General features: G+C 42.8%; 6 protein-coding genes, 2 rRNA genes and 3 pseudogenes. 10 read left to right on the forward strand and 1 reads right to left on the reverse strand.

The annotated features are described in order from the left end of the window. Window positions 1-10: 10 nt before the first annotated feature. Together rrf and NKF87_RS05175 are read left to right on the forward strand one after the other, a co-directional pair. A 5S ribosomal RNA gene (gene rrf / locus NKF87_RS05170) occupies window positions 11-128 on the forward strand. A 450-nt stretch (window positions 129-578) separates the two neighbouring features. Next, window positions 579-3,471, forward strand: a 23S ribosomal RNA gene (locus tag NKF87_RS05175). 134 nt (window positions 3,472-3,605) lie between these two features. On the opposite strand, the pseudogene NKF87_RS14485 reads toward NKF87_RS05175, so the two are convergent. Continuing rightward, a pseudogene (locus NKF87_RS14485) lies at window positions 3,606-3,824 on the reverse strand (manganese catalase family protein); the annotation flags it as partial. Between the two features lie 139 nt (window positions 3,825-3,963). Between NKF87_RS14485 and NKF87_RS05185 the strand changes: the two are divergent. The 8 genes and pseudogenes from NKF87_RS05185 (at window position 3,964) to mobT (ending at window position 14,322) form a co-directional block, all read left to right on the forward strand. Next, a complete protein-coding gene (locus tag NKF87_RS05185) occupies window positions 3,964-4,839 on the forward strand; it encodes a hypothetical protein (RefSeq protein WP_055067932.1) in 876 nt (291 codons plus the stop codon). A 64-nt stretch (window positions 4,840-4,903) separates the two neighbouring features. Continuing rightward, window positions 4,904-7,957: a VaFE repeat-containing surface-anchored protein gene (locus NKF87_RS05190; RefSeq protein WP_253584111.1), complete on the forward strand. Its 3,054-nt coding sequence runs from the start codon at window positions 4,904-4,906 to the stop codon at window positions 7,955-7,957. Between the two features lie 178 nt (window positions 7,958-8,135). Continuing rightward, window positions 8,136-8,459 (forward strand): YdcP family protein, encoded by a 324-nt coding sequence (locus NKF87_RS05195; RefSeq protein ID WP_005423177.1) that lies wholly within the window; start codon window positions 8,136-8,138, stop codon window positions 8,457-8,459. Between the two features lie 15 nt (window positions 8,460-8,474). Continuing rightward, complete coding sequence (locus NKF87_RS05200; protein ID WP_196002204.1) at window positions 8,475-8,858, forward strand: YdcP family protein; 384 nt, start codon at window positions 8,475-8,477, stop codon at window positions 8,856-8,858. A 13-nt stretch (window positions 8,859-8,871) separates the two neighbouring features. Next, a pseudogene (locus NKF87_RS05205) lies at window positions 8,872-9,654 on the forward strand (ATP-binding protein); the annotation flags it as partial. Window positions 9,655-10,386: 732 nt separating this feature from the next. Beyond that, entirely contained in the window at window positions 10,387-12,207 is a 1,821-nt protein-coding gene (gene ltrA / locus NKF87_RS05210) for a group II intron reverse transcriptase/maturase (RefSeq protein WP_253584113.1), read from the forward strand. 115 nt (window positions 12,208-12,322) lie between these two features. Next, window positions 12,323-12,931: pseudogene (locus NKF87_RS05215) on the forward strand (ATP-binding protein); the annotation flags it as partial. Between the two features lie 158 nt (window positions 12,932-13,089). Next, window positions 13,090-14,322 (forward strand): MobT family relaxase, encoded by a 1,233-nt coding sequence (gene mobT, locus NKF87_RS05220; protein WP_196002206.1) that lies wholly within the window; start codon window positions 13,090-13,092, stop codon window positions 14,320-14,322.

Genomic DNA, 14,322 nt, shown 5'->3' on the forward strand with positions numbered 1-14,322 from the left:
AATAATGATTACTGGTGGCGATGCGCTTGAGGGTAACACCCGTTCCCATCCCGAACACGATGGTTAAGACTCAAGCGGCCGATGGTACTTCACTGGAGACGGTGCGGGAGAGTAGGTGGCCGCCAGGCTATAAAAAAATTGAAGAACACGAAGCAGATCCGCTGCAAATGTTCGGGAGATTCATATAGATACAGGCAAAAGATGAGCAACAACTTATCGGTGCCAACCTTATCAGCAAGGAAGTGCTGTTATGATAGCTGGTTTTACCAGTGATTAGAGAGTTGAAGTTGAGAATGCGATTTCAGTTTTCTAATGACTGATAAAGATTCAGTCAAAATTGAATAGATGCAAAAGCTCTAAAGAGAAAAAGCATCTCTATGTACCTTGAAAATTGCATATAAGAAATAGAAATGATAAGATTTTTAAATATCTTAATCAAGACATCCGAGGTAATTGTTATAAACAGAGTAATAATTACTGTCTGAAGAAAACAGACGTAAATAAAATTGACCTTAAGCCAACGCCGATAACGCTATATCGGTGTAGCGATCATTCATTCCCGTGAATGAGAGCAAGTTGGTCATGCTAGAAAGAGCGTATGGTGGATGCCTTGGCACTAAGAGCCGATGAAAGACGTGATAAGCTGCGAAAAGCTTCGGGGAGGAGCAAATATCCTTTGATCCGGAGATCTCTGAATGGGGAAACCCACTTGAGCAAACCTCAAGTATCCTTAAGCCAATACATAACTTAAGGAAGGGAACCCGGTGAACTGAAACATCTAAGTAGCCGGAGGAAGAGAAAACAACATGTGATTCTGTGAGTAGCGGCGAGCGAAAACGGAAGAGCCCAAACCGGGATGCGTGCATCCCGGGGTTCGGACCGCATAATTGATTCAACAAATTTAGCAGAACGGTTTTGGGAAAGCCGGCCAGAGAGGGTGAAAGCCCCGTAAGCGAAAGATGAGTTGACATGGCGGTATCCAGAGTAGGTCGAGACACGTGGAACCTTGACTGAACACGCGGGGACCACCCCGTAAGGCTAAATACTCCTTAGTGACCGATAGCGCATAGTACTGTGAAGGAACGGTGAAAAGGACCCCGGGAGGGGAGTGAAACAGAACCTGAAACCATATGTTTACAAGCTGTGGAACCACTTTATATGTGGAACCGCGTACTTTTTGTAGAACGGTCCGGCGAGTTGCGCTGGCTGGCGAGGTTAAGCACCAAAGGTGTGGAGCCGAAGGGAAACCAAGTCTTAATAGGGCGAAAGAGTCAGTCGGAGCAGACCCGAAACCGGGTGATCTATCCATGTCCAGGTTGAAGTTGCCGTAAAAGGCAATGGAGGACCGAACCCACATCCGTTGAAAAGGGTGGGGATGAGGTGTGGATAGGGGAGAAATTCCAATCGAACCCGGAGATAGCTGGTTCTCCTCGAAATAGCTTTAGGGCTAGCCTCATATAAGTCTTGCGGAGGTAGAGCACTGAATTTCCTAGGGGGCGTCAAAGCTTACCGAAGAATATCAAACTCCGAATGCCGTGTAGATGTTGTATGGGAGTCAGACTGTACGAGATAAGTTGGACAGTCAAAAGGGAAAGAGCCCAGACCTGCAGCTAAGGCCCCAAAATGTGTGTTAAGTGGAAAAGGATGTGGGATTTCAAAGACAACTAGGATGTTGGCTTAGAAGCAGCCATACATTCAAAGAGTGCGTAATAGCTCACTAGTCGAGAGGTCCTGCGCCGAAAATGTCCGGGGCTGAAACACACTGCCGAAGCTCAGGAATGTACCTAGTACATTGGTAGAGGAGCATTGTATACGGGACGAAGCAGTACCGATAAGGAGCTGTGGACTGTATAGAAGAGAGAATGCCGGAATGAGTAGCGAGAGGAAGGTGAGAATCCTTCCGGCCGAATATCTAAGGTTTCCAGAGTAAAGCTGATCTGCTCTGGGTAAGTCGGGGCCTAAGGCCAGGTCGAAAGACGTAACCGATGGACAACAGGTTGAAATTCCTGTACCTTAAGTAAACAGAACTGTGGGGACACGTGTGGAGAGCACAAGCCGGAAATGGAAAAGCCGGTGCAAGCGGGGTAGGAGATGAATAGGCAAATCCGTTCATCAATCCGAAGACGTGATGCGGACCGAATTAAGAGTAGGGAAGTGTGTGAGCCATGCGTCAAGAAAAGCCGCTATTGTTTTACTTAAGCCCGTACCGTAAACCGACACAGGTGGATGAGGAGAGAATCCTAAGGCCGACGGGAGAAGCATTGTTAAGGAACTCGGCAAAATGACTCCGTAACTTCGGGAGAAGGAGTGCCAGCGAGAGCTGGCCGCAGAGAATTGGCCCAAGCAACTGTTTAGCAAAAACACAGGTCTATGCAAAACCGTAAGGTGAAGTATATGGGCTGACGCCTGCCCGGTGCTGGAAGGTTAAGAGGAGAGGTTAGCGGTAACGCGAAGCTTTGAATTTAAGCCCCAGTAAACGGCGGCCGTAACTATAACGGTCCTAAGGTAGCGAAATTCCTTGTCGGGTAAGTTCCGACCCGCACGAAAGGCGTAATGATTTGGGCACTGTCTCAACAATGCACCCGGTGAAATTGAAATACCAGTGAAGATGCTGGTTACCTGCGCCAGGACGGAAAGACCCCATGGAGCTTTACTCCAGCTTGATACTGGGATTCGGTATTGCATGTACAGGATAGGTGGGAGGCTAGGAAGTGATGACGCCAGTTGTCACGGAGCCGCTGTTGGGATACCACCCTTGCAGTATTGGATTTCTAACCAGCGACCATGAACTGGTCGGGGGACAATGTCAGGTGGGGAGTTTGACTGGGGCGGTCGCCTCCGAAAGGGTATCGGAGGCGCTCAAAGGTTCCCTCAGAATGGACGGAAACCATTCGAAGAGTGCAAAGGCAGAAGGGAGCTTGACTGCGACACCGACGGGTGGAGCAGGTACGAAAGTAGGACTTAGTGATCCGGTGGTATAAAGTGGGATTGCCATCGCTCAACGGATAAAAGCTACCCTGGGGATAACAGGCTTATCACTCCCAAGAGTTCACATCGACGGAGTGGTTTGGCACCTCGATGTCGGCTCATCGCATCCTGGGGCTGAAGTAGGTCCCAAGGGTTGGGCTGTTCGCCCATTAAAGCGGTACGCGAGCTGGGTTCAGAACGTCGTGAGACAGTTCGGTCCCTATCCGGCGTGGGCGTAGGATATTTGAGAGGAGCTGTCCTTAGTACGAGAGGACCGGGATGGACTGGCCGCTGGTGTATCTGTTGCATACCAAGTGCATGGCAGAGTAGCCAAGCCGGGACGGGATAAACGCTGAAGGCATCTAAGCGTGAAGCCCCCCTCAAGATGAGATATCCCTACGTAAGTAGTAAGACCCCTTGAAGACGACGAGGTAGATAGGTCAGAGGTGGAAGTACAGTAATGTATGGAGCTGACTGATACTAATCGGTCGAGGGCATGACCAAGCAAGGTGATAGGTAGGATGAAAGAAAATATTTCTTGTATGCAGTTTTGAAGGTATATATAAAAGGTAAAAAGCAATCAACATATGTTGGTTGCTTTTTTTACAGAAAAAATATCAGTGAGAGAATTTTTATATTTATTTACAACAAGATTTATGATCAAATTCAGGATTAAATGCGTAGAAGTTTTTACTATCTAATTTATCCTGGACAATTCTGAGGCTTTCTCCAAAACGTTGATAATGAACAATTTCACGTTCGCGAAGGAATCGGATCGGATCACAGACTTCAGGATCTTTGATAAGACGCAAAATATTATCATAGGTAGTACGGGCTTTTTGTTCTGGGGCGACTTCGTAAGAACAACATTACACAATATAATATGAAGATAAAACAAGCTATCCTACATAGTTCTAGTATTTTTAATAGAATAAACTTTAAAAAAGGGAGGAAGTGATTTATACTATAAAAAAATAACAAATGAGGATTTAGTAGATGGATAATTTATTTCAATTTTTGGATAAAATATTGCCTTTAATTTCAACATTATTAGGAGCTTATATTACATATTTTGTTACTGTTTCGAGTAAAAAAAGTGAATTAAAAGTAAATGCACAAACTAAGGCAAGAGATGAATATTGGATACCATGTTCTATTGCAATTTCAAATTTGCAGAAAAAAATAGTTGAATTAACAAAAAAAGAAAATTGTTATGTTACCTTTCAAGGTGAAAATAGTTGTGAGCAGGAACTTCAGGAATTACTGAAATATCTTCAAGCTGATAAAAGAATTTACTTTTATGAAAGGACAAGAAACATATTAACTTTATTAAACGAAAGTATAGAAATTTATGAGACAGCAGTAAATGATGATGTACGATCTATTTTAAATATCTTTCGCAAACAATATTATGCTATGATAAAGGAATTTTCAGTATATAAAAATAATAATTGTACTGATTGTGAAATAGCTATTAGAACAACTTTTCCTCAAGAGATAAAAGAAGGAATATTAACCCAAAAAGGTATAATATGGTTTGGACAGGTATATGATGTTGATTTTGTAAGAGGTGATTATTCAAATACATTTTCTACAGACATGACTTATGGTTCTGAGGATTTCTATTATGAGGTATGGTTGCAAATAAAAGAATATGGTAGACAACGAGAAGAATTTGGATTATCCCCAGAACAAGAACTAGGCTTAGATGTCCTTGATTATGAATTTGAAAATTTTAGGAAATTTACTAGTCCTTTAGTTGAATTTATAAAAGGCATAAATTATCAAAACAAATATACTGCAATTTTTGAAACATTATCTTTGTTACAAGATGAAATCTTTAAGAATATTGATGATGTAACAATTTTATAATTTTTAGGCGTTCAGAAATGAGCGTCTATTTTTTTACCCAAAATCGAAAGGAGAAAGAAGAAATATGAATAAGCTAGTAAAGCGATTGCTGACAGGAACGCTTGCTTTTGCAACCATTCTCACGACATTACCTGTGACGGCGGTTCATGCTTCCGGCAATCAATACTGGACAGAATCAGCAGAACGTGTCGGCTACATTGAACACGTTATGAATGATGGTTCTATCAAATCTACATTCAATGAGGGACACATGAAAGTTGAGGGCGAAACTGCCTACTGCGTGGACATCAACACCAATTTCAAGAATGGCTATAAAACACGTTCTGACGCAAACACCCGTATGAGTAGCGATCAGATTGCGGACGTTGCTCTTTCCTTAGAGTACGTCAAGCAATATACCGCTTCTCATACGAACTTGAATTATAAACAAGGTTATCTGTTGGAACAGTGTGTTGTCTGGCAGAGATTGAGTGAACAGCTCGGCTGGCAGTGCGATAACGTCAGAGCTTCCTATAATGAAATCTCACAGGCAGTACAGAACGAAGTTTACGCTGGTGCGAAAGCATTTGTGAAAGCAAATAAGGGACGCTATGAATGTGGCGGTTACATTTATACTGGCGAAGGACAGGACATCGGACAGTTCTGGGCGAAGTTAAATGTAGGAAATGCAAAGGTCAAAAAGACTTCTTCCAATCCAACGGTCACAGATGGCAATGCCAACTATTCCTTTGAGGGTGCGACATTTGGTGTCTATTCTGATAAGGGCTGTAACAGCCAGCTTGCCACACTTACTGCCGATGGAAACGGCGATACCAAAGAAGTTGAGGTAAAAGCCGGAACAGTTTACATCAAAGAACTTTCCGCACCAAAAGGTTACAAGCTGGATTCTACTGTCCATGCCTTAAATGTGGAAGTTGGAAAAACAGCGACATTAACTGTTGCTGACACTCCAAAGGTCACAGAGACTTTGATTGATTTATTCAAAATTGACATGGAAACAGGAAAATCTACTCCACAGGGAACTGCTTCTTTAGAGGGTGCAGAGTTCACATGGAGCTATTATGACGGATACTACAATGCAGATAATCTACCTGCAAAAGCTACCCGTACATGGACAACCAAAACCGTTGCCGAAAAAGACAGTGACGGAACTATCCATTATGTATCCAGACTTGCCGACAGCTACAAAGTATCCGGCGACAGCTTCTATACACAGGACGGTAAAAATGTACTGCCACTTGGTACACTCACTGTCACAGAAACAAAAGCACCAAACGGCTACTTATTAGATGGTGCATATATGCAGGCTGACGGAAGTTCTGAACAAATTAAGGGGACGTACCTTACACAGATTTCCGAAGATGGCGAACTTGCCATACTTTCTGGAAGTAACCAGTATTCCGTATCTGACAAGGTTATCCGTGGCGGTGTAAAAATCCAGAAACGTGACCTTGAAACAAAGGATACCAAAGCACAGGGAAGTGCGACCTTACAGTACACAGAATTTAATATCATTTCCTTAAATGACAGTCCTGTACTGGTAGAGGGAAAATTATACAACAAGAATGAAACTGTCAAGAAGATTCAGACAGGCATTGATGGAATTGCTTCTACTTCTGCTGACTTGCTCCCTTACGGAAATTACAGATTAGAAGAAAGCAAAGCACCAGAGGGTTACTTGACAGACGGTGCAAAAGCAATCGACTTTTCTATCACGGAAGATGGAAAAATCGTTGACTTGACCGACAAATCCCACTCTGTCTACAACCAGATTAAGCGTGGCGATATTGAGGGTGTAAAAATCGGTGCAGGTACACACAAACGCCTTGCAGGTGTTCCATTCAGAATCACAAGCAAGACAACGGGAGAATCCCATATTGTAGTTACTGACAAAAACGGTCAGTTCTCCACTGCTTCAAGCTGGGCTTCCCACAAGGTCAATACCAATGCCGGAAAATCCAGTGAGAACGGTGTATGGTTTGGGACATCTGAACCAGACGACAGCAAAGGTGCATTACTCTATGATACCTATGTGATTGAGGAATTAAAGTGCGATTCCAACGCCGGATTTAAGCTGATTCCAGCCTTTGAGGTGGTCGTATCCAGAAATAAAGTGACCGTAGATTTAGGGACACTGACCGATGAATACGAAAAAGAAATCACAATCCATACCACAGCTACCGACAAGAAAACAGGCGAAAAAATGATTGTTGCCGGAAAAGACATCAAGATCGTGGACAAAGTCACACTTGATGGATTGGAAACAGGCAGAAAATATAAGCTTTCCGGCTGGCAGATGTTAAAGGAAGAAAACGCCGAACTTCTGATTGACGGGAAACGTGTAGACAGTGATTATACTTTCACTGCTGACAGTGAAAAAATGACGGTTGAGATTACTTACAGTTTTGACGGTTCATCTCTTGGCGGTCAGAACCTTGTTACCTTTGAGGAATTGTACGATATGAACAATCCGAAAGAGCCTGTCAAGGTTGCCGAACATAAAGACATCAACGATGATGGACAGACGGTTCTTATCACAGAACGTATCATCAAAATCCATACGACCGCTACGGATAAGGACGGCAAGAAAGAAATCGAAGCCGGAAAAGATGTAACGATTGTGGATAAAGTCACATTAGATGGTCTGGAAGTTGGAACAAAATACAAACTTTCCGGCTGGCAGATGTTAAAAGAGGAAAATGCAGAACTTCTGATTGATGGAAAGAAAGTATCCAATGATTATGAGTTTACAGCCGACAATGAAAAAATGACGGTTGAGATTGCCTTTACCTTTGATGGTTCTTCTCTTGGTGGCAAGAGCCTTGTCACATTTGAGGAATTATACGATATGAGCAATCCAGACGAAGCAAAGAAAGTGACAGAACATAAGGACATCACAGACGATGGACAGACTGTGACAATCAAGGAAGTGCCGGAAGTCCCAGACACACCAAAGGATACCGACACGCCGGATACACCATCTACGGTTACTAAGACAAGTGACAGTCCAAAAACAGGCGACAATACCAATATCTATGCTTATCTTGCCATGCTCGGTCTTTCCTGCGTAGGGCTTGGCGGTATGCTTTACTTCAAACGCCGTAGAAAGAAATCGTAAGGCGGTAATGTAGCGGTTGGTAGAGCGTTCAAGGTCGCCACCCTTTTTACAATTTCACGCTCCCGTGAAGCTCTGATTTACGGGAGTGTGAAGTCCACTAGGGGCGTGGGGAGTGTAGCTCCCCACAAAGTACAGCAGGAAAGAACTTACAAATAGAAAGAAAAGAGGTCAATTATTTATGGAATTAAGATTTGTCGTACCAAATATGGAAAAGACATTCGGAAACTTGGAGTTTGCCGGAGAAAATACTACGGAACAGCAGAGAATCAACGGGCGTATGGCTGTCATTACCAGAAGCTACAACCTGTATTCCGATGTGCAGAGAGCTGATGATGTTGTCGTTGTGCTTCCTGCCAAAGCTGGTGAAAAACATTTTTCGCCGGAACAGAAAGTAAAACTTATCAACCCACGAATCACTACCGATGGTTATAAAATCGGGGAACGTGGATTTGTCAATTATATCCTGCTTGCAGACGATATGTTACCAGCAGAAAGTAAATAAGGGGGTATTCAGATTATGAGATTAGCAAATGGAATCGTCATTGATAAAGAAAAGACTTTTGGAGTGTTGAAGTTCTCCGCATTACGCCGTGAGGTTCATGTACAGAATGAAGATGGAACAGTCAGTGAAGAAATCAAGGAACGCACCTATGATTTAAAATGCAACACACAGGGACGCATGATACAGGTATCCGTTCCAGCGACTGTTCCGTTAAAGGACTATGACTACAACGCCGAAGTGGAACTTATCAATCCTGTTGCAGATACGGTAGCCAATGCGAATTACCGTGGTGCAGATGTGGACTGGTATGTAAAGGCAGACGATATTGTTTTGAAGAACAAAGGCACTCATGTCGGAAATCCACAGAACAATGCTCCACAGCAACCGCCGAAGAAATAAGAGGTGTTAGCGTATGACGTGGAAAAAGAAAGGTAACAGGATTCGTGCCAGTGACAAATCGCTGGTCTATCACTTCTGTATCGGTTGGCTGTTGCTCCTGTTCGTTGCGGTGTTCCTGCTACTGAATCTGCGACAGCTCCTTGTTATAGACTGGAAAGATTTTAACCTGCTCCATGTCGGAATTACTTGGACTGCCTACAATTCCATTACGGTTCTGATAGCGACTGGTGTTTGTGCATTGGTCGCTTTCCTCTACTACCGTTACGGATATGACCGTATCAAGCGGTTGCTACACAGACAAAAGCTGGCTCGCATGGTGCTGGAAAATAAATGGTATGAAGCGGAGAACACCAAAGACACCGTTTTTTTCACTGACCTGCAAAGCAGATCAAGAGAAAAAATCGTGTGGTTTCCAAAGATTTATTACCAGATGGAAAAGGGACTGCTTCATATCTGCTGTGAAATCACAATGGGAAAATATCAAGAACAGCTCCTGTCCTTAGAGGATAAACTGGAATCGGGGCTGTACTGTGAGCTGACCGACAAGACACTGCATGACGGATACATTGAATACACCCTGCTCTATGATATGATAGCGAACCGTATTTCGATTGATGAAGTGATTGCCGAAAACGGCGGTCTGCGGTTAATGAAAAATCTGGTGTGGGAATACGATTCACTTCCCCATGCCCTTATCTGCGGTGGTACAGGTGGTGGAAAAACCTATTTTCTGCTGACCATCATTGAAGCCTTGCTTAGAACCAATGCGGATTTATACATTCTTGACCCGAAGAACGGTGCGAGACGTTTCTACTTGAAAAAAGTAGACACTGCACAATCAATTAAAATTGTGTTGGAGAACTGAACACACGAATAGTCGAATGATGGGGTAACGCCCTGAAAGGCTACTTTAATACTCCGACTGGCAGGATTATGAGTAAACATAGGTCTGTCAGAAGCTCGGTGAAGTCGGCAGAGAGATACCGTAACAGATAGCGCTGTCGAAAGATACCCAGAGGTGGGTGTCGTATCCTATATGCCGGAAGTCTATAAAATATCTATGGTTAGTATGTAGATGAGCGGTCTACTGACGAATCTTTGAATGTACAGGTCTATATCGGGACTGGATAGAAATGTCCAGTGACACAAATAGTGTCGCTACTGTGGGTGAGTAAGACTCGTTTTTATGAAAACCCATATAATGTTACAGGCATTATCAAAGTAGCAGGCTTAGAGAAGAAACCTACGGATATATATGTACAGATAGTGTGTTTGGAACGTTGAAAGCTGGCAACATGGAGATTTTACTGTCTATGAAGTGTTCACATCATAAGGTTGTTGTGAGATTAGCAATAATATAAGGTGTGTTTATGCCAGTGAAAGTGGTGGCACAGTACCTATGAAACCGTGATAACAAACGGTGGAGGGATAGCCACTAGTCATTGAAGAATAGAATTACTAAGAATGGTATGGGTTCGAGTAAGACTAAGAGATGTACTTGCTCCTGTGATTAAGGAGGGTACAGACCATGCTAAAGAAAGACAAGCTCCGCTATAACGAATATTATGATATGCAACATATTTATGATGAGTTATACGCACAGAGCAAAAATGGTAATAACTTTTATAAGTTACTGGAAATTATTGGTTCAGAACAAAATATCTGCTTGGCATACCGAAATTTAAAAACAAACAGCGGAAGCAAAACCGCTGGTACAGATGGGCTAACGATTGATGATATTAAACATTTGTGTGATGAAGATATTATTATGAAAGTCCGAAGCAGCCTGGATAATTACCAACCAAAATCAGTCAGACGGGTTTTTATTCCTAAATCTGGAAGCGATAAAAGGCGACCTCTCGGAATCCCCTGTATCTGGGACAGACTTGTACAACAATGTATCTTACAAGTCCTAGAACCGATATGCGAACCTAAGTTCCATAATCATTCCTATGGATTCCGTGCGAATCGAAGTGCCCACCATGCACTTGGCAGAGTAACCAGTTTGATAAACATATCAAAGTATCATTACTGCGTTGATGTAGATATTAAAGGATTCTTTGATAATGTCAACCACGGGAAATTGTTAAAACAGATTTGGACACTTGGCATTCGGGATAAAAGACTGATTTGCATTATTAGTAAAATGCTGAAAGCTGAAATTGACGGCGAGGGTGTTCCAGAAAAAGGAACTCCGCAAGGCGGTCTGTTAAGTCCCCTGCTCTCGCTCATAGTCCTTAATGAATTGGATTGGTGGGTAAGCAGTCAATGGGAAACTTTCCAGCCAAAGCACCGTAATAAAAACGGTTGGTTTCAATATGCAAAGAAACATACGAGGTTAAAAAGTGGCTTTATTGTGCGTTATGCTGACGATTTTAAAATTATGTGTTCGACCTATGAAGAAGCACAGCGATTCTATCACAGTACCGTAGATTTTCTAAACAAAAGGCTGAAATTAGAAATCAGTCCAGAAAAATCAAAGGTAGTAAATCTGAAGAAAAATTCATCAGATTTTCTGGGATTCAAAATTAAAGTGATTCCAAAAGGGAAGACAAAACATGGATATGTTGCCAAAACAGATATGAACCAGAAAGCACTAAAGAAAGCAAAAACAAATCTAAAGTTAAAAGTCAAGGATATAGTCAGGCACACAACTACTTTCCAGATTGCACGTTATAATCTGGCGGTTATGGGAATGCAGAATTATTATTGTGTGGCTACGAATATATACAACAATTTAACAGAAGTAAGTTACGCTCTCTTACCGACCACCAGAGTTCGTTTTAAAAAGATTGCAAAGCTAATACCTTTTGAAACTACAAGTCAAGATTTCCAGATGAAAACAACTGGAATACGACCACAAACAAAAATTATTATGATTGCCGATACTCCTCTATTGCCAATCAACGGAGTAAAACACAAAAATCCGCTGAATTTCTCACAGGATATATGCAACTTTACAGAACACGGAAGAAGCAAAATACATGAGGAAATAGCATTGGTAACGAAAGGAGAGATACGGATTCTTTTAGAGTATAAAGACACCACAAAGAGTGTTGAATTTAATGATAATCGAATTTCGGTATTTATAGCCCAACAAGGCAATTGCTATATCACTAATCGAAGGCATAGCCCGACTGATATGGTTTGTATCTACAAGAATATTACCGAAACAGATAGAGATAAATACCAAAATCTTGTATTTGTTGAAATACCAATATCAAAAGCGATACTGACTGAATCAGTACAACAGGCGAAAATGTGGTTGATGAACTATGGCTTGAGCAGTCAACAAAAGAAAAAGCTGAACAAAATACGAGCGAACTATGGATACCAAGCAATAAAATAACCAGAACTTATGAATCTATTTGAATATGATGGAACGCCGTATGAAGCGAAAGTTTCATGTACGGTGTGAAGCGGGGGAAAACTTGGAGATAACATCAAAGAGTTACCTATCGCTATCTGACCTTGCAGACTTGGGAATGGTCATGGAAAATGTCTACCACACGAAAGACGATATGATTGACTGCGTCAATGCCTTTTATGAGGGCATGGTCACACGCTCGGAAGAAATGAAACTGCACCCGAACTACCGTACAGGGGAAAACTATGCCTATCTGGGGCTTGCTCCACAGTTCCTTATCTTTGATGAATACGTGGCTTTCCTAGAAATGCTCACGACAAAAGAAAGCACCGCCCTGTTAAGCCAGCTAAAGAAAATCGTCATGCTTGGCAGACAGGCTGGATACTTTCTGATTGTGGCTTGCCAGCGTCCAGACGCAAAGTATTTCGGGGACGGTATCAGAGATAACTTTAACTTCCGTGTGGGGCTTGGTCGCATGAGTGAACTCGGCTACGGTATGCTCTTTGGAAGTGATGTGAAAAAACAGTTTTTCCAGAAGCGAATCAAAGGGCGTGGATACTGTGATGTAGGAACAAGCGTCATATCGGAATTTTATACTCCCCTTGTACCCAAAGGATATGATTTCTTGGGTACGATTGGGGAACTTACACACATAAGGCAGGACGGACAAGTGGCGTGCGAAGCGAAAGCCACAGGTACGGACTAGCCTTGCTGGTGTGGCGGTAGCCACGCCAGCATATATCAAGCCCCTCGGTATCTAACAGAGGGGCACAAATCACAAGGAAACATACACAAAAGTTACCGATTCTTGGCTAAAATCAAGCGTTTGGTAGCTTTTTTTACTGCTGTGACATCGGATTAAAAATGTCACAGTTTTTTCGTAAAGGGGGTATCACACTGAATGATACAGAGTGGATACAGGATTTTGCAGACAGGCGTTTGCAGTACGGTGTATCCCAGACGAAACTTGCGGTCATGGCTGGAATCAGCCGTGAACATTTAAGCCGTATCGAATCCGGCAAGGTGGCGGTCACAGAAGAAATGAAAGTGAAACTACTGGAAGCTCTGGAAAAATTCAACCCAGAAGCACCGCTTACCATGCTGTTTGATTATGTGAGGATACGGTTTCCGACACTGGATATTGGACACATCATTAAGGACATCTTACAGCTCAATATCCAGTACATGATACATGAGGACTTCGGGCATTACAGCTACACGGAACACTACTACATCGGAGATATTTTCGTATACACTTCTCCCGATGAAGAAAAAGGTGTTCTGCTGGAACTGAAAGGAAAAGGCTGTCGCCAGTTTGAAAGTTATCTGCTGGCACAGGAACGGAGCTGGTACGACTTCCTTATGGACGCTCTGGTGGACGGCGGTGTGATGAAACGCCTTGACCTTGCCATCAATGACCATACAGGAATGTTGGATATTCCAGAACTGACCGAAAAATGCCGGAATGAGGAATGTGTATCGGTGTTCCGTTCCTTTAAGTCCTATGCTTCCGGCGAACTGGTCAAGCATGAGGAACAGGACAAGGCTGGTATGGGTTATACGCTTTATATCGGCTCGCTAAAAAGTGAGGTGTACTTCTGTGTCTATGAAAAAAACTATGAACAGTACATCAAACTGGGGATTCCCATTGAGGAAGCACCGATAAAAAACAGATTTGAAATACGGTTGAAAAATGAACGTGCTTATTATGCTGTCCGTGACCTGCTGACCTACTATGACGCTGAACGGACGGCATTTTCTATTATCAACCGTTATGTACGCTTTGTGGATAAGGAAGCAGACAAGAAACGGAGCGATTGGAAATTATCTGTCCGCTGGGCGTGGTTCATCGGGGAAAACAGAGAGCCGTTAAAGCTCACGACCAAACCCGAACCCTACACACTGGACAGAACCCTACGCTGGATTCAACGGCAGGTTGACCCGACACTCAAAATGCTGGAAACAATCACAGCGAAAACAGGGATTGATTATCTGAAAGAAATCCGTAAATCCACGAAACTGACGGAAAAGCATTACAAGATAATTGAACAGCAGACCACATCTACCGAAGATGTGATTTTAGAAAAGGAGAATTGA

It is taken from the genome of Dorea longicatena (assembly GCF_024168045.1).
In the GTDB taxonomy this organism is placed as follows: Bacteria; Bacillota; Clostridia; order Lachnospirales; family Lachnospiraceae; genus Dorea_A.

Excerpts from the sequence above, each read along its gene's own strand:
- NKF87_RS05185 (WP_055067932.1), top strand. The coding sequence starts at position 3,964 with ATGGATAATTTATTTCAATTTTTGGATAAAATATTGCCTTTAATTTCA.
- NKF87_RS05190 (WP_253584111.1), top strand. The coding sequence starts at position 4,904 with ATGAATAAGCTAGTAAAGCGATTGCTGACAGGAACGCTTGCTTTTGCA.
- NKF87_RS05195 (WP_005423177.1), top strand. The coding sequence starts at position 8,136 with ATGGAATTAAGATTTGTCGTACCAAATATGGAAAAGACATTCGGAAAC.
- NKF87_RS05200 (WP_196002204.1), top strand. The coding sequence starts at position 8,475 with ATGAGATTAGCAAATGGAATCGTCATTGATAAAGAAAAGACTTTTGGA.
- ltrA (WP_253584113.1), top strand. The coding sequence starts at position 10,387 with ATGCTAAAGAAAGACAAGCTCCGCTATAACGAATATTATGATATGCAA.
- mobT (WP_196002206.1), top strand. The coding sequence starts at position 13,090 with ATGTCACAGTTTTTTCGTAAAGGGGGTATCACACTGAATGATACAGAG.